This is a genomic window from Planococcus antarcticus DSM 14505 (genome assembly GCF_001687565.2).
GTDB lineage: Bacteria > Bacillota > Bacilli > Bacillales_A > Planococcaceae > Planococcus > Planococcus antarcticus.
In genome coordinates this window covers 1,593,347-1,612,183 of record NZ_CP016534.2, presented here as the reverse complement: position 1 = coordinate 1,612,183, position 18,837 = coordinate 1,593,347, and the positions used below count along the sequence as shown (strand labels likewise).

General features: G+C 44.2%; 17 protein-coding genes and 1 pseudogene. 1 reads left to right on the top strand and 17 read right to left on the bottom strand.

The window, feature by feature from the left end:
• Positions 1-8 precede the first annotated feature (8 nt).
• The 4 genes from rpoD to BBH88_RS08030 all read right to left on the bottom strand — a co-directional run bounded on the left by rpoD (position 9) and on the right by BBH88_RS08030 (position 4,651).
• Entirely contained in the window at positions 9-1,163 is a 1,155-nt protein-coding gene (gene rpoD, locus BBH88_RS08045; RefSeq protein WP_006828683.1) for an RNA polymerase sigma factor RpoD, read from the bottom strand.
• A gap of 33 nt (positions 1,164-1,196) precedes the next feature.
• Entirely contained in the window at positions 1,197-2,996 is a 1,800-nt protein-coding gene (gene dnaG / locus BBH88_RS08040; RefSeq protein ID WP_065536996.1) for a DNA primase, read from the bottom strand.
• A 199-nt stretch (positions 2,997-3,195) separates the two neighbouring features.
• Positions 3,196-4,002, bottom strand: coding sequence for a pyruvate, water dikinase regulatory protein (locus tag BBH88_RS08035; protein ID WP_065536997.1), 807 nt, complete (start codon positions 4,000-4,002; stop codon positions 3,196-3,198).
• Between the two features lie 10 nt (positions 4,003-4,012).
• A complete protein-coding gene (locus tag BBH88_RS08030; protein ID WP_006828686.1) occupies positions 4,013-4,651 on the bottom strand; it encodes a transcriptional regulator CcpN in 639 nt (212 codons plus the stop codon).
• A gap of 325 nt (positions 4,652-4,976) precedes the next feature.
• Here BBH88_RS08030 and BBH88_RS08025 point away from each other — a divergent pair, with 325 nt between their 5' ends.
• Positions 4,977-6,353, top strand: a complete 1,377-nt coding sequence (locus tag BBH88_RS08025; RefSeq protein WP_006828687.1) for a glycine--tRNA ligase — start codon at positions 4,977-4,979, stop codon at positions 6,351-6,353.
• An 813-nt stretch (positions 6,354-7,166) separates the two neighbouring features.
• On the opposite strand, the gene recO is transcribed toward BBH88_RS08025, so the two are convergent.
• From recO to BBH88_RS07960, 13 genes and pseudogenes are all read right to left on the bottom strand, one after another.
• Complete coding sequence (recO, locus tag BBH88_RS08020) at positions 7,167-7,949, bottom strand: DNA repair protein RecO (RefSeq protein ID WP_006828688.1); 783 nt, start codon at positions 7,947-7,949, stop codon at positions 7,167-7,169.
• A 12-nt stretch (positions 7,950-7,961) separates the two neighbouring features.
• On the bottom strand, positions 7,962-8,879 hold the full coding sequence (gene era / locus BBH88_RS08015) for a GTPase Era (RefSeq protein ID WP_006828689.1): 918 nt from the start codon (positions 8,877-8,879) through the stop codon (positions 7,962-7,964).
• Positions 8,863-9,273, bottom strand: a complete 411-nt coding sequence (locus tag BBH88_RS08010) for a cytidine deaminase (RefSeq protein ID WP_006828690.1) — start codon at positions 9,271-9,273, stop codon at positions 8,863-8,865. The genes era and BBH88_RS08010 overlap by 17 nt, the downstream gene beginning before the upstream one ends.
• 19 nt (positions 9,274-9,292) lie before the next feature.
• Complete coding sequence (locus tag BBH88_RS08005) at positions 9,293-9,646, bottom strand: diacylglycerol kinase family protein (RefSeq protein ID WP_006828691.1); 354 nt, start codon at positions 9,644-9,646, stop codon at positions 9,293-9,295.
• The gene (gene ybeY, locus BBH88_RS08000) at positions 9,633-10,115 is read right to left on the bottom strand and encodes an rRNA maturation RNase YbeY (RefSeq protein WP_065536998.1); all 483 of its coding nucleotides are present in this window, start codon (positions 10,113-10,115) and stop codon (positions 9,633-9,635) included. Before ybeY ends, BBH88_RS08005 begins: the two co-directional genes overlap by 14 nt.
• Positions 10,116-10,129: 14 nt before the next feature.
• Entirely contained in the window at positions 10,130-12,250 is a 2,121-nt protein-coding gene (locus BBH88_RS07995) for an HD family phosphohydrolase (RefSeq protein WP_040851913.1), read from the bottom strand.
• A gap of 184 nt (positions 12,251-12,434) precedes the next feature.
• Positions 12,435-13,394 (bottom strand): PhoH family protein, encoded by a 960-nt coding sequence (locus tag BBH88_RS07990; protein ID WP_006828694.1) that lies wholly within the window; start codon positions 13,392-13,394, stop codon positions 12,435-12,437.
• A 232-nt stretch (positions 13,395-13,626) separates the two neighbouring features.
• Positions 13,627-14,121 carry a hypothetical protein gene (locus tag BBH88_RS07985; protein WP_006828695.1) on the bottom strand — a complete coding sequence of 165 codons (495 nt, stop codon included), beginning with the start codon at positions 14,119-14,121 and terminating at the stop codon, positions 13,627-13,629.
• A gap of 30 nt (positions 14,122-14,151) precedes the next feature.
• Positions 14,152-15,138 (bottom strand): flotillin-like protein FloA, encoded by a 987-nt coding sequence (gene floA, locus BBH88_RS07980; RefSeq protein ID WP_006828696.1) that lies wholly within the window; start codon positions 15,136-15,138, stop codon positions 14,152-14,154.
• A gap of 4 nt (positions 15,139-15,142) precedes the next feature.
• Positions 15,143-16,467, bottom strand: a pseudogene (locus BBH88_RS07975) (NfeD family protein).
• Positions 16,468-17,027: 560 nt separating this feature from the next.
• Positions 17,028-17,201: a 30S ribosomal protein S21 gene (gene rpsU, locus BBH88_RS07970; RefSeq protein ID WP_006828698.1), complete on the bottom strand. Its 174-nt coding sequence runs from the start codon at positions 17,199-17,201 to the stop codon at positions 17,028-17,030.
• A gap of 95 nt (positions 17,202-17,296) precedes the next feature.
• Positions 17,297-17,965 carry a deoxyribose-phosphate aldolase gene (gene deoC, locus BBH88_RS07965; protein ID WP_065536999.1) on the bottom strand — a complete coding sequence of 223 codons (669 nt, stop codon included), beginning with the start codon at positions 17,963-17,965 and terminating at the stop codon, positions 17,297-17,299.
• Positions 17,966-18,088: 123 nt separating this feature from the next.
• Complete coding sequence (locus BBH88_RS07960; protein ID WP_065537000.1) at positions 18,089-18,826, bottom strand: 16S rRNA (uracil(1498)-N(3))-methyltransferase; 738 nt, start codon at positions 18,824-18,826, stop codon at positions 18,089-18,091.
• Positions 18,827-18,837 lie beyond the last annotated feature (11 nt).

Below are 18,837 nucleotides of genomic sequence, written 5' to 3'. Positions count from 1 at the left end.
TTTTTTTTCTATTCAAGAAAATCTTTAAGGCGTTTGCTACGAGAAGGATGACGAAGTTTGCGCAAGGCTTTTGCTTCAATTTGGCGAATCCGCTCACGCGTAACACCAAACACTTTACCGACTTCTTCCAACGTCCGTGTCCGGCCATCATCCAAGCCGAAGCGTAGACGCAACACGTTTTCTTCACGGTCAGTCAAGGTATCCAAAACATCTTCCAATTGCTCTTTCAGCAATTCATAAGCGGCGTGGTCAGATGGTGATTGCGCATCGGAATCTTCGATAAAGTCTCCTAAATGCGAATCGTCTTCTTCACCAATTGGTGTTTCTAAAGAAACTGGCTCTTGAGCGATTTTCAAAATTTCACGCACTTTTTCAGGCAACAGGTCCATTTCTTCACCGATTTCCTCCGGGGAAGGCTCACGGCCAAGATCCTGAAGCAGCTGGCGCTGTACACGAATCAATTTATTGATGGTTTCCACCATATGAACAGGGATGCGGATCGTCCGTGCTTGATCAGCAATAGCGCGTGTAATGGCCTGACGGATCCACCAGGTTGCATACGTACTGAACTTGAACCCTTTTGAATAATCGAATTTTTCAACTGCTTTGATCAAGCCCATATTTCCTTCCTGGATCAAATCCAGGAACAGCATGCCGCGTCCGACATAGCGCTTTGCAATACTGACAACTAAGCGCAGGTTAGCTTCAGCAAGACGTTTTTTTGCTTCTTCGTCGCCTTGTTCGATTAATTTTGCCAAACGAACTTCTTCTTCCGCTTTTAGCAAATCGACGCGTCCAATTTCCTTCAGGTACATGCGGACAGGATCATTAATTTTGATACCAGGCGGGACGCTTAAATCGTTCAGATCGAATTTATCTTCGGTTGGTTTCATGAGACGGTCCAAATGCTCTTCGTCATCGGATTTCCGTTCCAATTCGATACCATGGCCCTCCAATTGATCGATAAACTCTTCTACTGCATCGGATTCCATTTCGAAAATCGCCAATTTGTCAGCAATTTGTTCATAATTAAGCTCTCCGGTTTTTTTACCTGTTTCGATTAGCTGTTTTTTCGCTTCTTCAACAGTTGCTTCCGGACCTTCAGTAGTCAATGGTACATTGCTTGCTTCAACTTCAGTTTGGCGTTCAGATTTCTCGGCCATGTGACTTCCTCCTTTAAAAAAACCGGAATTAACTTACAATGATTTTCGTAAAGCAATCACTTCTTGTGCAAGAAGTAAAGCGCGCTTTAAGTCATGCTGTTTTTCCGCTTCTTTTGATTGCTGGATTTTAAGATTAATTTGCTGTTCGACCCGATGTTTTTGCAGATGTTTTAAACAATCGGAAATTTCTTCATCCGCATGTTCCGGATCACGTTCGGACAATGCAGTTTCCATGACAAGTTTGCGGAGTTCTGCATCTTGAAGGGTTTCCAGAAATTTATGAAAATCAGCTTTATCCCATTCTTCATAGAAACCAAGCAATTGAACGTACAGCGCCTGGAATTCTTCGCTGATAAATGGAATACCATTGTCTTCGACCTCCAATTTATCCATGACTGACGGATCTGCCAGGGCATGCGATAAGAGCATCCGTTCCGCTCGGTGCAGTGATGTGATCTGTTTCGGCTCTTTTTTAGTCATCTTTACTGTCGCCGGTTCGGGACGGTTCCGTGCAATCGTTTTGTTTTCCAATTTCCGATAATGCTGTAGGATAGCTTCTTGGGATAATCCGGTTTCCCCTGATAATTGTTTTATATATAAATCCCGCTCTAAGGGCGAGGATCTACCGGCCAAAAGTTGCAGCACTTCTTGAATGTACTGCAGCAGGTCGTTTTCATACTGAAAATTTTTATGCCTGCGAGCGTGCATCATCGCGAATGCAATAAAGGCATGAGGCTTTCCAATAATCTGCTCTTTGAATGCTTCAGCGCCATTTTCGCGAACAAAATCATCTGGATCCATCTTGCCGGGTAAGACCGCCACTTCCACTTTAAAATTATCTTCGTTCAAGGAAATCGCCGCTCTTTTAGCAGCTTCCCAGCCTGCATCATCACCATCAAAACAAATGACGACTTCTTGGGCAAAACGCTTCATTTGCCTGATGTGTTGGGCAGTGAGTGACGTACCCATTGTTGCTAAAGCATTGTCAACTCCTGCTTTACCCGCTGCGATGACATCCATAAACCCTTCAAACAAAATAATTTTCCGATTTTTCCTTATAGCGCTTCTGGCATGATGCACATTATAAAGCACTTGGCTTTTTTGGAAAATCGGAGATTCTGGGCTATTCATATATTTGGCTTCCTGTTTAGTGTGCTCAAGGACTCTTCCCGAAAAGGCGATTACTTTACCAGTCTCGTTCATAATTGGAAACATGATTCTACCGCGGAATCGATCAAAATAGCCGCTTGACTGCTCACGAGGAATCGCCAATCCACTCACTTCCAGCTCTTCTTCACTAAAGCCTTTTCGCTTGAGCGCAGACGCCATGTAATTCCATTCCGGAAGCGACCAGCCAATCTTGTTTTTTTCAATAATTTCTCGGGTAAAGCCCCTATTTTCCAAATAGTCCAATGCCACTTGGCCTTCTTCCGTATTCATTAATATATGGTGGTACATATCCGCAGCAAACTCCTGCATCAAAATCAATTGATGATCGCTTTTTGATTGCACCGGACCGGATTCGGCAGGGCTCTGTATGTCGACATCTATGCCTGAGCGGCTTCCCAATCTTGATAAGGCTTCCTGAAACGTTAAATTTTCAATATCCATCAGAAACGTGATGACATTGCCACCAGCTCCACACCCAAAACAATGAAAAATCTGCTTATCGGCGGTGACAGAAAAAGATGGTGTACTTTCTCCGTGGAAAGGGCAGAGACCGAACCAATTGCGGCCCCTTTTTGTTAACTGAACATACTCACCGACAACATCTACAATATCTGTGCTGGAACGGATTTTTTCAATCACTTCTTCAGGAACTCGATTGGACATTATTTTCACCATCTTTAGTTTGCTTAACTACTTTAATTCGTGATAGAAAGACAAAATCCTTCATTTTTCGACAAAAAGATAAAGCAAACTATTTTATCCAATAGTAAGCTTTAGCCACAATTCTCCATTATAAAACGTTTTTATCAAAAAATCCACCAAAAAGAAAGAAAAACCGCCTATACAGGTGGTTTTCCTGAAATCATTTTTGAAGTTTGCTCAAGATCAGGTTAGCAGTTTCTTCTACTGCTCGATTCGTCACATCGACTATTTCGCAGCCGATGCGATCTACCACTTTATGGAAATGCGCGATTTCTTCATGGATGCGCTCGATTTTCGCATAATTGGCATCATCGTTCAAGCCAAGGGCAATCAGCCGTTCTTTGCGGATGTTGTTAAGTTTATCCGGTGAGATGACCAAGCCGAAGCATTTCTTCGGATCCACATGGTACAGCTCATCCGGCGGATCGACTTCAGGCACCAGTGGAACATTGGCGACCTTTAGCCGCTTATGCGCTAAGTATTGGGATAACGGTGTTTTGGAAGTTCTTGAAATTCCAACGAGGACGATGTCAGCCATCAAAATACCACGCGGATCTCTTCCATCATCGTATTTGACAGCGAATTCGATGGCTTCCACCTTTTTAAAGTAATCATCATCCAATTTGCGGACTAAGCCTGCTTCCTGCAACGGCGGTGCGTCTAGCTCCCTTTCCAATGCATCCAAAAGCGGACCCATCAGATCCACTGCCGTGACGTGAAACTTTGTCGTTTCCGACTGCATATAGTCTCGCAGTTCCTGGGAAACTAATGTATAAACGATGAAGGCCTTCTGGGTGACAGCCAATTTGACGATTTCCTGAAGATGATCGATCGAATCGATATAAGAAAAACGCTTGAGGACTGCATTTTGATCTGCGTTCAGGTATTGGCTGATAGCCGCTTTTGCGACCAATTCCCCTGTTTCTCCGACCGAATCGGAGACAATGAACAAACGGAGTGAATTCATGGTTGGCACCTCACAAATCGTGGTTTTCCGATAACGATAAAAACGCACGAGTAATATTCGTTTTTGTTAATCTACCGACGACTTTGAAGCCATCCGGCTGTTCTTCCACCACTGGCAGTGCATCGATTTGCTGATTGATCAGGCGATGTGCTGCCTGAATTAGTGATTCATTTTTTGTGCAATATGTGATGTTCGGCATGCGCGTCATGATGATATGTACAGGGATGGCTGCTAAGTTCTGACTGCCCAGACTCGCACGCAGCAAATCCTTTCTCGACAGCACTCCGGCCAGGTAGGATTTTTTATCCACGACAAAAAGCGTACCCACATCATCCAGGAACATCTGGCTGATGGCGTCGTAGACACTACCGTCTTCCCTGACGACAACCGGAATCGATTGGAAATCCTTGACTTTCATATTGTTCATCGTGTCCGTGACGTCCTGTCCCGGTTTTTTTCCCGAATAAAAATAGCCAACACGCGGACGGGCATCTAGAAAGCCTGCCATTGTCAGGATGGCTAAGTCAGGTCGTAACGTTGATCTTGTTAAGTTCAGGCGATCCGCTATCTGTTCGCCAGTAATCGGTCCGTTGCCTTTAACGATTTGAAGAATTTCCTCTTGCCGTTTATTGAGTTCGATTGGACTCACCGCCTCAAAATATATATATGTTATACTCAATATCAATTATTATATACTAATTAATACGATATTGCGAAGAAAACTTGGCCGTGGTACAATATGAACGAACTTAACAGAGGCAATGACGGATAGATAAGTACTGTAACCAATGAGCGAGCAGGGATGGTGAAAGCCTGCAGCTACAGGAAAAGGCAATCTAGAGCCATTTTTTATTTTAAGCGGGCTGCATTTTGCAGTCAATCGAGGTGGAACCGCGGGTCTTAACGTACTCGTCCTCGGACATGTTGACATGTCCGAGGACGAGTACGATTTTTTATTTTATGGAGGTAATTTTATGTCAATGGAAGATGTAGTAGCATTAGCGAAACACAGAGGATTTGTATTTCCAGGCTCTGAAATTTACGGAGGATTGGCAAACACATGGGATTACGGCCCACTTGGCGTTGAACTGAAAAATAATATTAAAAAAGCATGGTGGAAAAAATTCGTTCAGGAATCTCCTTATAATGTAGGTCTCGATGCAGCGATTTTAATGAACCCTAAAACTTGGATCGCATCTGGGCATGTCGGCAACTTCAATGATCCGATGATTGACTGCAAGAGCTGTAAAACTCGCCACCGCGCGGATAAATTGATTGAAGATGCATTAGACGCTAAAGGTATTGAGTTAATCGTTGATGGCCTATCATTTGAAAAAATGGCTGAACTCATACAAGAACACGAAGTAAAATGTCCAACATGTGGCGCACAGGACTTTACAGAAATTCGCCAGTTTAATTTGATGTTCAAGACTTTCCAAGGCGTTACCGAAGCTTCAACAAACGAAATTTTCCTGCGTCCAGAAACGGCTCAAGGGATTTTCGTCAACTATAAAAACGTTCAACGTTCAATGCGAAAAAAAATGCCTTTCGGAATTGCTCAAATCGGCAAAAGTTTCCGTAACGAAATCACACCGGGTAACTTTACGTTCCGGACACGTGAGTTCGAACAAATGGAGCTTGAGTTTTTTTGCAAACCAGGTGAAGATTTGGAATGGTACGCTTACTGGCGCGATTACTGCAAAAACTGGCTACTGAACTTAAATATGGCTGAAGACAATATGCGCTTGCGTGAGCATGATGAAGATGAGCTTTCGCATTATTCCAATGCTACAGTCGACATCGAATACAAATTCCCGTTTGGCTGGGGCGAGCTATGGGGCATTGCAGACCGCACCGACTTTGACTTGAAACGTCATATGGAGCATTCAGGAGAAGATTTCAATTACATCGATCCAGTGACAAATGAACGTTTTGTTCCTTATTGCATCGAGCCTTCTCTTGGAGCTGACCGCGTAACATTGGCTTTCCTAGTGGATGCTTACAACGTAGAAGAACTCGACAACGACGACAAACGCACCGTATTAAGATTCCACCCGGCCTTGGCACCTTATAAAGCTGCTGTTTTGCCTTTATCTAAAAAATTAGCAGAAGGTGCAACAGGCGTATTCGCTGAACTTGCTAAGCATTTCATGGTGGATTACGACGAGTCACAATCAATCGGCAAACGTTACCGCCGCCAAGATGAAATTGGCACACCTTTTTGCATTACGTACGACTTTGATTCTGTCGAAGACGGTCAGGTAACAGTACGCCACCGTGACTCCATGGAACAAACACGCATGCCAATCGCAGAAGTACAAGCTTATGTCGAGAAGCATATTCAGTTTTAAGAAGAAAAGCGGAAACGGCCGTTCAGCTCCGACAGGCATAAGACGATCTGGTGAAGCGGCGCCTTTTGCCGCATAACCAGAGTAGCTTATGACCCGAGGAGCTGGCCGTTGGAGCTAGACACTGAAAAGCGGAAACGGCCGTTCAGCTCCGACAGGCATAAGACGATCTGGTGAAGCGGCGCCTTTTGCCGCATAACCAGAGTGGCTTATGACCCGAGGAGCTGGCCGTTGGAGCTAGACACTGAAAAGCGGAAACGGCCGTTCAGCTCCGACAGGCATAAGACGATCTGGTGAAGCGGCGCCTTTTGCCGCATAACCAGAGTGGCTTATGACCCGAGGAGCTGGCCGTTGGAGCTAGACACTGAAAAGCGGAAACGGCCGTTCAGCTCCGACAGGCATAAGACGATCTGGTGAAGCGGCGCCTTTTGCCGCATAACCAGAGTGGCTTATGACCCGAGGAGCTGGCCGTTGGAGCTAGACACTGAAAAGCGGAAACGGCCGTTCAGCTCCGACAGGCATAAGACGATCTGGTGAAGCGGCGCCTTTTGCCGCATAACCAGAGTGGCTTATGACCCGAGGAGCTGGCCGTTGGAGCTAGACACTGAAAAGCGGAAACGGCCGTTCAGCTCCGACAGGCATAAGACGATCTGGTGAAGCGGCGCCTTTTGCCGCATAACCAGAGTGGCTTATGACCCGAGGAGCTGGCCGTTGGAGCTAGACACTGAAAAGCGGAAGTGCCTGGTCAGCTCCGACATATCATTAAATAGAATGCTCGGAGAATATAGAAATAAAAAAGAAGAGCTGCCCAAAAGACTATTCGTCTTTTGGCAGCTCTTCTTTTTCGGGCAAAAATTCAGGCGTTCGCTCTAATTGCTCAAGGAATTTCCTCGATTTCAAACGAATTCCCGCTTTTTCCTCATAAATTGTACGAACAATTTGCTTGAGCAAGCTCTTTGATTCTTTTTTTAACGTCAGCGACCCTACCCGTTCAATCGGCACAAAATAGAAAGTACGGATCAATTTCACTAACGCCGGGCTTAACCGAATGATATACGGGTCGATATGGAAACAACGGTGACACAGGAAACCAAGTTCTTGAAAAGAAAAAGCGAATTCTCCTTCGGTCGATCCACAATTTGCACATTGATGAAGCGTTGGCGTAAGGCCTGCCACTTGTAACATTTTCCACTCTACAAAAAGCGTAATTGCTTCGGGATCATAGCCATCGTCTATCGCATGAAGTGCCTGGTACAAAATTTCAAAAATCGTGGATTGTGGCTCATCTTGTTCAGTAAGTCGGTCGATCAGCTCTGTAACATAGCTTGCATAGGCCGTAGACATGATATCTTCGCGAATATGCCGAAGCGATTCTAGCGGGTCTCCAGCTTGTAAAGTTCCCATGCCCTTCCCCTTATAAATAGAAAACGTACCATGTGTAAATACTTGAGTAATGGCCGCTAATCGGCTGGCTGGCTTTTTAGCACCTCTTGCCATACAAGTGATTTTTCCTGCTTCTCTCGTAAACAAGGTGACAATTTTATTCGTCTCACCGTATGGCATTGTACGAATGACAATTCCCTCTACTTGACTTTGCATGGGAAGGACTCCTTAGTATTCGTCTTCTCTAAAGCCGAAATCACGCAAATGCATCGCTTTGTTGCGCCAATCCTTTTGCACTTTGACCCATAGCTCCAAATACACTTTTGATCCAAGTAAATTTTCGATATCCTGACGTGCACGTGTACCAATTTGTTTCAGCAGCACCCCTTTTTTACCGATGACAATGCCTTTTTGGGAATCGCGCTCAACCATGATAGTCGCCTGTATGCGAATCATGTCTTTGTTTTCGGAATCCGGTGCGATTTTTTCAATGACCACTGCAATGGAATGCGGAATTTCTTCACGCGTCAAGTGCAGTGCCTTCTCACGGATCAGCTCGGAAATGATAAAGCGTTCCGGGTGATCCGTGATTTGGTCAGCTGGATAATATTGCGGGCCTTCCGGAAGACGCTCGTTGATTTTCGCCAATAAGGTCTCAACATTATTGCCTTCTAGTGCTGAAATGGGAATCGCTTCTGCAAAATCGAATTCATTGCGGTACGATTCGATGATTTTCGGCAAATTATCGGGATGTACTTGGTCGATTTTATTGATCACTAAAAATACCGGCACATCGATGCCTTTCAGCATTTCAAGCACGTAGCGATCTTCTTTACCTACACGATCTATGCCACTAGCAACGAATAATAAAACATCAACTTCGCGGAATGTATTTTTAGCCACCTTCAACATAAAGTCTCCTAATTTATGGCGCGGTTCATTAATGCCCGGTGTATCGATGAACACCATCTGGCTGTCGTTGGTTGTCACGACGCCTTGAACTTTGTTTCGTGTGGTTTGGGGCTTGTCACTCATAATGGCAATTTTCTGGCCCACTACTCGGTTAAGGAATGTCGATTTGCCGACGTTCGGACGACCGATGATGGAAATGAACCCTGATTTAAATCCGTTATTCTCTGGCTGCATATTTTAAATCCTCCGTTGAAAATGCGCCGGGAAGCAATTCACTGATTGTCGTTTCCTGGACGTCACCTTTTAAGTTTGTTAAGTAAACCGGCATGTCCGGTGCGCAGAACTCCGCCAACACTTGTCTGCACGCACCACAGGGCGATACAGGGCCTGGAGTATCCGCAGATACCGCCAGCGCCATAAAGGTCTTGTCGCCTTCGGACACTGCTTTGAACACCGCTGTGCGCTCTGCACAATTGGTCATAGAATAGCCTGCGTTTTCAATATTGCAGCCTAGGTATACTTTGCCGTCAGTCGTCAGCAAGGCTGCGCCAACAGGGAATTTCGAATAAGGCACATAGGCATTGCTACGTGCTGCTATCGCTTGCTTCATCAATTGTTCTTTTTCCATGTTTATCACCTCTGTGAATTTATAACCATTTAGGTAGAAATATTAGTAATCCAATTATAGCACTTGCCGAGGCAAATACCAAAACAGCACCCGCTGCCATATCCTTAGATTGCTTGGCGAGCGGATGAAGCTCGACTGTTGCCAGGTCAACGACTCGCTCGATAGCTGAATTGATCATCTCCAATGCAATCATGCCACCGATTAGCAGAATGACCACTAGCCATTCCATGTATGACAAACCCGTCAAAATTCCTGTAAACACCACTACAATAGCAGCCAAAAAATGAAAGCGAATGTTTTGCTCACGTTTTAAAGCAGTGCCGATGCCTTGGGCTGCAAACTGGAATGAGCGGAAAAATCTACGCGCCTTCATGTTTATCACGCGTGATGCCGAGTGAAACTAGAATTTCCTCTTGACGAAAAGACATTTTCTTTTCATCTTCTTCTGTCATATGATCGTATCCCAGCAAATGCAAAAAGCCATGGACAGCCAGAAAACCTAACTCCCGTTCGAACGAGTGGCCAAAATCTTCGGCTTGCTCTTTTGTACGGTCCAATGAAATGATAATATCTCCGAGCATACGTGGTTCAGGCAGACCAATTATAGCCGTTTCCCCTTCACCAAGTTCTTCCATAGCAAATGAGATAACATCCGTAGGCTGATCTTTGCCGCGGTATTCACGGTTAATGTCTCGGATCATTTCGTCCGTAACAAAAGTCACCGACACTTCAGAGTCTTTTAATCCTTCTTCTTTCGCTGCATGCTCTAGTATTTTTTGCACAAAAGCGAGTTTCTGCGGGTTCAGGCTTTCTGTTTCGTCCATAAAATCAATGGCTATCATATCTGTTCCTCCGATCAATTAGTTTCTTTTGGATATTCGATGCGCGAATGGAAGATGCCATTCAAAGTTTCGCACATAACCGCCTTTACTTTTTTCAGCTCTTTTAAGGATATATCACATTCATCAAATTGCCCATCTTTCAGTTTATCTTCTACTATCGCATCCACCATTTTTTTTATCTTTTCTGATGTTGGTTCCTTCATCGAACGGACAGCCGCTTCCAAACTGTCGGCGATGCAGATGATAGCAATTTCTTTGGTTTGGGGTTTCGGCCCCTCGTAGCGGAAAGATTCCTCATCGATGTCTGGATCGATTTCTTTCGCTTTGTAATAGAAAAATTTTAATATACTGGTACCATGATGCTGCGCTGCTACATCTACGATTTCTTTTGGCATTTTATGATTTTTGAGCATGTTAGCTCCTTGTACACTATGCGCTAGGATAATATCCCGACTTTTTTCTGGCGGCAGACGGTCATGTGGATTTTCGATATTCACTTGATTTTCAATAAAAAACTGCGGCTTTTTCGTTTTGCCAATATCGTGGTAATAACAGCCCACTCTCGCCAGCAGACCATTGGCTCCGATTGCTTCGCAGGAGGCGTCCGCCAGATTAGCGACCATTAGGCTATGGTGATAGGTGCCCGGCGTTTCCATCAGAATCTTTTTCAAAAGCGGATGGTTCGGATTGGACAGCTCGATCAAACGCATCGTCGACAGCATGCCAAAAGCTGATTCAAAAAACGGCAACAGCCCGATTGCCAATGCCCCGGACAACAGGCCAGAAATAACAGCAGCAGTAAAATAAAATCCGATTTCCGACAAGTTGTACTGAGTCTGGCCAATCAAAAGATAAATTGCGACGAATAATACATTGACTCCTGCTACCGCCAAACTAATTTGCAACAGACGCCCATGGCCCCCATCCCGGTCAATTAAATAAATTGCAGTCAACCCGCTAAAAAGAATATAAAGAGCCACATCCACCTGCAAAGATGCTGAATAGCCGTTTTGCAGCATGATACCCGCTGCTGCACTGATAAGAATTGTCACATAGACAGCAGCCCGTTCATTGATCAGCAAGCGCACAAGCATACCGGCCAGCGCCGTAGGGAAAATAAAAGAAATCACTAAATCAAAGTTTTCGCTGATGGCATATAACAATTTCATAAGCGACAATGAAATGGTTATGACTACAATCATGACCAGCAATTCAGTGGTTTTAATTCTGTCATCTTCCTGCGATCTTGACATCACTGCCAGCATTAGGCCCATGGCGATCACTACGAAAATCAGTAATCCGAGAAGCGGTTTGTAATTCAATTGTTCCTCTGTCATTCCAGCCAGTTCAAGCTGCCGGTAAACTTCCCTGTCCACCACCTGTCCTTCTTGAACGAGCACTTGCCCTTGTAATATACGTGTCGGCTCCACGCTGTTTCGAACTTGTTCTACTTGGCTTGCGGTCAGTTCTTCGTTGACTAGTTCATTTGGAATGATGCCAAATCGGCCGATGGTCACCCCCGCTTGCACAACGTCATCTGGAATTTGTTCGCTGCGTCGGATATCCTGCTCAATTTCCGTGCGGATCCGCGCAACTTCCTCTACCCGTACTGGATCACTCAAATAAGATTGCAGCAGACTATTTAACTCCTGCTGGACCCTAAGCAAGCTGTCATTTGACAGCGACAATAAAGAATCCAGCATATCGTCGGTTAAGCGTAGTCCATTTTCGCTGGTCTCCATTAGACGCAGATCCTCTTTCAGTTGTGCAATCATTGCTTCTGTAGAATCTGCCTCCTTATTTTTTTCAGTGCCAGACTTCGCATCAAAAAGATAACCAAAAAGAGATTCGATTACTGCAGATTGATTTTCAGCAATTTCATCCATAAATTGATAGCTCGGTACTACTTCTTCAGCAAGTCGCTTTCTTTCCATCTCAGTTTTAATCGGATCTTCCACCGTCTTTTCAGAGCGAATCGTTTCTGACGACAGTTGAAAAAGGCTGATATCGTATGTATTTCCACGGACTGAATTCATTAAAAATCCATATAGGATTAGCCCAGTCATTAAAATGCCAATTACCATTAGCTTTCGATAACCCAGTTTCTCGAAGATTTGCTGTGCTCTTTGACGCATGCCTACACCCCGCATTTCTTATTTCCATCATAACAACTAAAGAAATGGATTTCACTGTGTATTTCTAAAAATTTGAAATTATCCCCATATTTATGAGGAATACTGAGGATAATCACTAAGAACATGGATCTAAACACAAAAAAGATGCAGGATTGTCTATCCCTGCATCTTTTTATACACCAGTTTAAGTAGGCTGGCTTTCATAAGCCTCGATAATTTTCGCTACAAGTGGATGACGAACCACATCACCGCTTTCAAGATACTGGAAATGGATATTGCGAACACCTTTCAAAATCGTTTCGGCTGCAATCAATCCAGATTCAGCTCCACGCGGTAAATCGATCTGCGTTTTGTCGCCAGTAATAATCATTTTCGAGCCGAATCCGAGACGCGTCAAGAACATTTTCATCTGTGCTTTCGTAGTATTCTGCGCTTCATCGAGAATAACGAATGCTTCGTCCAATGTGCGACCTCTCATGTAAGCAAGAGGGGCAATTTCTATCGTCCCGCGTTCGATAAAACGGTTGGTCTGCTCCAGTCCCAACACATCGTGCAAGGAATCATAAAGAGGTCTCAGATAAGGATCTACTTTTTCCTTTAAATCACCTGGTAGGAAGCCGAGGCTTTCTCCCGCCTCGACAGCCGGCCGTGTTAAAATAATTTTCTTTACCTGGCCATTTTTAAGTGCCTGTACCGCCATGACAACTGCTAGATAGGTCTTACCGGTTCCGGCAGGCCCAATTCCAAATACCAGATCCTTATTGCGGACTGCATGGATATAATGGCGCTGGCCGATAGTTTTCGCGCGAATTGATTTGCCATTGGCATTACGTGCCACTTCTTCATCGTAAAGTTCTGCGAAATATTCAATCGTGCCATTTTTGGCCATTTCAATGGCAGATACTATATCTCGCTGATCGATATTAATATTTTTACGGATAACCCGCAGCAATTGTTCTATTAGTAATTTCCCCGTTAGTTTACCTTCTTCGGAACCCGATAACTTGATGACTTCACCACGCGTGATAATTTGAATGTCGAAAGCTTCTTCGATCAACGTTAAGTGATTGTCTGATATCCCAAGCAGCTGAACCGCTTCATTTGGGTCTTTCACATGTAATTCTAGTAGGTTGTATTCTGTCATGTGGACGCTCCTTAGAATCGAGTATTTACTGCTAATTTCACTCTATCATTAAAGATAATCACTTGTACAATATTTGCCTTATATAAGTCGGCCGTCAAAATCTCTGTTTTACCAATCGCTCTATTTGAAAATAGCATACTGAGTTAGCCATTATGTCTGTTTCACGCTTAAGTTTACATAATATTATTATTTGAAACATAAAAGCCAGCCAATTTTCACTGGCCGGCGGCTGCTATCTTTTGGACTTTGGCGGCAACAAGATCTCCGCCATGATAATTCCTCTTCTGACGTCTTCACTGCTCAAAGGCAAGAGTTCATCATTGTCTTTTTCCACAACCGGAGCGGACGAACGGCCGTACAAAGCACTGGATTCGGTTTTCGAAATACGATCCTGTATTTCGTTCCGCGCATCTCTGGGCGTTACGCGACGTTGTACTTCCTGGCGTGCATCTCGGAGAGGCGTCCGGTTTACAGCTTCTTTAACTTTTCTTTTGGCCTGTTCTGCAAGTTCTGGCCTTTGAGTTTTTTGATTCTGCAGTTCTCCATAAATTTCTTTCGCATAATCTTCCACTCGTTTGAACGTTTTTTGTCCAGTGCGCCTGTCTGTGTCAGTAGCTGCTCTTGTCGAGGCAGGCTTTGCCGGATCATCATCAGCTGAACCCTTTTTACTTTTACTGAAAAAAGCGCTTACCGCCATGATTACCAGTCCAAATATGAGAGCTTCCATACGACAAACCTCCCTTATGGCTACAGCCGATTATTTATCTTCGGATTTGTCCGTGCCTGTTTTAGAGATGGACTCTCGCATACCTGTATCTGCTTGGATATTTTTGTAATTGACATAATCCATCACGCCAATATTCCCACTACGAAGCGCTTCAGACATAGCCATTGGCACTTCTGCTTCCGCTTCGACAACTTTCGCTCTCATTTCCACAACTTTCGCTTTCATTTCTTGCTCGCTTGCTACGGCCATTGCACGACGCTCTTCGGCTTTAGCCTGAGCAATTTTCTTATCTGCTTCCGCTTGTTCGGTCTGCAATTCTGCACCAATGTTTTTACCGATATCAACATCTGCGATATCGATCGATAAAATTTCGAATGCTGTACCTGAATCTAAGCCTTTAGAAAGGACTGTTTGAGAAATCAAATCTGGATTTTCAAGAACCTTTTTGTGGCTTGTACTTGAACCGAGTGTCGAAACGATACCTTCACCAACACGGGCAACAATCGTTTCTTCACCTGCACCACCGACTAAACGGTCGATGTTTGCACGAACGGTAATTCTAGCTTTGGCTTTTACTTCAATCCCATCCATCGCAACACCTGCGATAAATGGCGTTTCGATTACTTTTGGATTTACGGACATTTGAACAGCTTCTAGCACGTCACGTCCTGCCAAATCAATAGCTGCTGCACGTTCAAATGGCAACTCAATATTAGCACGATGTGCGGCAATCAATGCATTGACAACACGGTCAACGTTACCGCCTGCTAAGTAATGACTTTCTAATTGGTTAATCGTTACTGTTAATCCTGCTTTTGACGCTTTAATCAATGGATTTACGATCCGTGATGGAATAACACGGCGTAATCTCATACCAATCAGCGTAAAGATGCTGATTTTCACTCCTGCAGCCAATGCGGATATCCAAAGTGTAATTGGTACGAATGTGAAGAATATTGCCAAAACGACAATTATACCGATTATTGCTGCACCTAAACCTATAACATCTAGTCCCATTATCCTATTCCTCCTCTAGTTTCTCAAGCTCGCGAACGACGATACGTGAACCTTCTACCTTAATTATCTTAACATCTTTCCCATTGTCGATAAATCTGCCTTCAGATACAGCGTCTATTCGTTCATCTTCCAGCCTAATCGTACCGGATGGACGAAGCGCTGTCACTGTCTGGGCAATTTTACCGACAAGTTCTGGGCGATTTGTAGTCGACACATAACCACGTGCTGTGTCGGTGGCATCAGTCAAGATGATCCGTTTGAACAAATCAAGCCGCTTACCAAAGAATTTCACTACAATCACCATCCCTACTGTTGCTACTATCATTGCAATAAGTACTGCTATGGAAGTGGTCTTAAGGTCTCCTCCCGCCAATAAAATACTACCGAGAATGGCGGCAATTCCCAAGAAGCCCGCGACACCGCCCGGAATGATGAATTCTGCCACCAACAGACCAAATCCGATAACCAAGAGAATGATAGACTCATAGCCAGCCAAGCCTGCTACCAAGTGGCCGTAAAAAAACAGCATCAGGAACGTCAGACCGAAAAGTCCCGGAATTCCAACTCCTGGCGTAAACAACTCAAGGAGCAATCCAAGACCTGCAAATGATAAGAGGATTGGTACGACAATTGGATTGGTCAGAAAACGGGCCAAGCTTTCTGAAAAAGTTTCGTCAACCGTCACAACAGTGGCATCTTCAAACCCTTTCAAAGCGAGCAGCTCGTCCAGAGTGGATACAGTTCCTTCCGAGTAGCCCACCTGCTCGGCTTCCGGTGCACCCAGAGTTAATAATTTGCCTTCGGCTACCCCGAGTTCCGGTAGATCCATTGAAGCATCCGCCATTGCCAGTGCATACTGAGGATTACGTTTAGCTGTCTGAGCCGCACTCTTCATGGAAGCTAGCCAAGCACTGTTTGCTTTGTCGGCAGCTGCGTTACCGGACTGATCAATCACCTGAGCTGCACCCATGCGACCATTTGGGTGCATATAGATTTCATCATTATGCAAAGCTAAAAAAGCGCCTGCAGACAAAGCATCTTGATTGATGAAAGCCAGTTTTTCCAATGAAGTTTTATCCAACAGACGGGCAATGCCATCTGCCGCGTCCACAAATCCACCCGGTGTGTCGATTTCGAATATGATGGCTTCGGCTCCAGCATCTTCCGCTTCTTCAATGCCCCGTTCGATAAATGCCTGCAGTCCTCTTTCGACTTCATCTTCGATGGTATGACATACACTGTCGAAGTGTCAGCCTGGATAGCCGGGAGCATGAGCAGAAACGATAACAGTAAAAGTCCAAATCCTAAATAGACTTTGACTCTGCTCAATGGGATCTCTCCTTTCACATTACAGATTTACTGTTTGTATATATACGGATGAAAAGGCATTAGGTTTCATTATTCTAGGCTGCATATCCTGAAAAAAAAGTATCTGTGTTTAACACTGCTTTAGAAACGGCTCAAACAAAAAGTAATTACCACATGATTTGGTGCACAGGAAACATGTTTCTATAACCCCACCGTTCTCACAAAAATAAAGCAGGCTTCAAGACAACAACACCTTATCAAGTTATCGATATCTATTTGGGTGGTGGATGCTCAGTTTCATCCAAACACTTGAAAGATAAAACTGCGAGACATCGCACCAGCTAAATAGTCTAAATCCTATACACCTGAAAGCAATATCAGCTCGCAAATTTTTTATAAATCAAACGATCAAAACATTTCGTTCGACTTATCTATTTTCATTATAAAGGAAAGCTCTTGTAATAACGAAAGAATGCGCTTACAAATGTGACAAATAGAAAAACCGCCAACACGATGTTCGCGTTGACGATTTGGGCTGGTCGTTCATATTTTTTAAAAGTCATTATGCTTCTTAAAGTCAATTAAAATTTACGTTTACGCGCAGCTTCTGATTTTAATTTACGTTTCACGCTCGGCTTATCATAATACTCGCGCTTTCTTACCTCTTGCATTGTTCCAGATTTAGAAACAGTGCGTTTGAAGCGGCGAAGAGCATCTTCAATCGATTCGTTTTTACGAACTGTAGTTTTTGACATCTCTTTTTCCCTCCCTCCGAACACACGTTGAAGCGAAGAACAACAAGTGTTATATACTCAAAAATTATATCGTATTCTCGGCGAAAGGTCAATAGTTAATAATCAGAATCCGAAGTTAGTCCTTGCATAATTTTCACGCCGGAACTTGCACCGATACGTGTGGCTCCTGCCTCGATCATTGCTTCTACATCTTCTAAGCTTCGAACGCCACCAGAAGCTTTGACACCCAAATCAGGACCGACTGTCTGGCGCATTAGTTTCACGTCTTCGATAGTTGCTCCTCCAGTTGAAAAGCCGGTGGAAGTTTTAACAAAGTCAGCTCCTGCTTCTTTCGACAAGCGTGAAGCAGTGACTTTTTCGTCGTCCGTCAGCAGGCAAGTTTCAATGATCACTTTTACAATGGCTTTGCCTTTTGCTGCGTTGACAACTGCTTCAATATCTTTTTTCACATGATCGGTGTTGCCGCTCTTCAATGCCCCAACATTCAGGACCATGTCAATTTCACCGGCACCTTTTAGAATGGCGTCAGTGGTTTCAAAAGCTTTTGTTTCAGGAGTGGAAGCGCCAAGTGGAAATCCGATAACTGTACATACCTTCACTTCACTGTCCGTTAGCTCAGCAGCTGCTGTTTTAACCCAGGTCGGATTGACACAAACAGACGCAAACTTAAACTCAGCCGCTTCTTTGCACAATTGAACAACCTGGCTTTCTGTCGACTCAGGTTTCAATAAAGTATGGTCAATATATGATGCAATGTTCGTCATGATTAAAATCTCCATTCTATTAAAAAGTCATTTTGTTTATCAGGCAATTTCCCTAACCCGGGAAATGCCGCTGCCACTCAGTGCCATGAACTTTTGATCAAGTTTAGAAACAAGCTCTCAGCTTTATTCAAATTCATAGGAAATAGCAGCCAGTGCATACAAAGGTGCCGTTTCTGTCCGCAGGATCCGAGGACCGAGAGAAGCAAAAATAGCTCTAATGCTTTTCAGCGCGGCCACTTCAGCTTCAGAAATGCCGCCTTCCGGACCAAAAACGATCAGGACTGAATCCTTATCATACAATGATTTTAAAATTTCAGCAAACCGCTTTCTGTCTCCTTGTCGTGCCTCTTCTTCATAAGCTACAATGACTGCGTCATACGACTCGGCTTTGCTCAGCAACTGCTTAAAACTGTGGATGCTGTGGATTTGAGGGACATGCGTCCGATGGGATTGCTCAGCCGCTTCTTTGGCGACCTTTTGAAGGCGTTCAACCTTTTTCTCACTTTTAGAATTGTCCCATTTTACGATGGACCGTTCTGCTGAAAACGGCATCAGCGCATACATTCCCAATTCTGTGGCTTTTTGGGTGATCAAATCAAGCTTGTCACCTTTTGGAAGTCCACACGCAATCGTCACTCTTTTTGGCATTTCCACCTGAACTTGCAATGTTTCACCAAGCTCAACTTCAACGTCAAAATCGGCTGACAGGATCTTAGAAAAGTAGGCTTCACCTTCCATGACCGCGACTAGGCAATCACCAACTTTTTGGCGCATAACTTTGGCGATGTGCTTCGCATCATCACCGGTTATCGTCACTATTCGATTTTCAGGAATTTCGCCTTTTATGAAATATCGTTGCATCGTGGCACCTC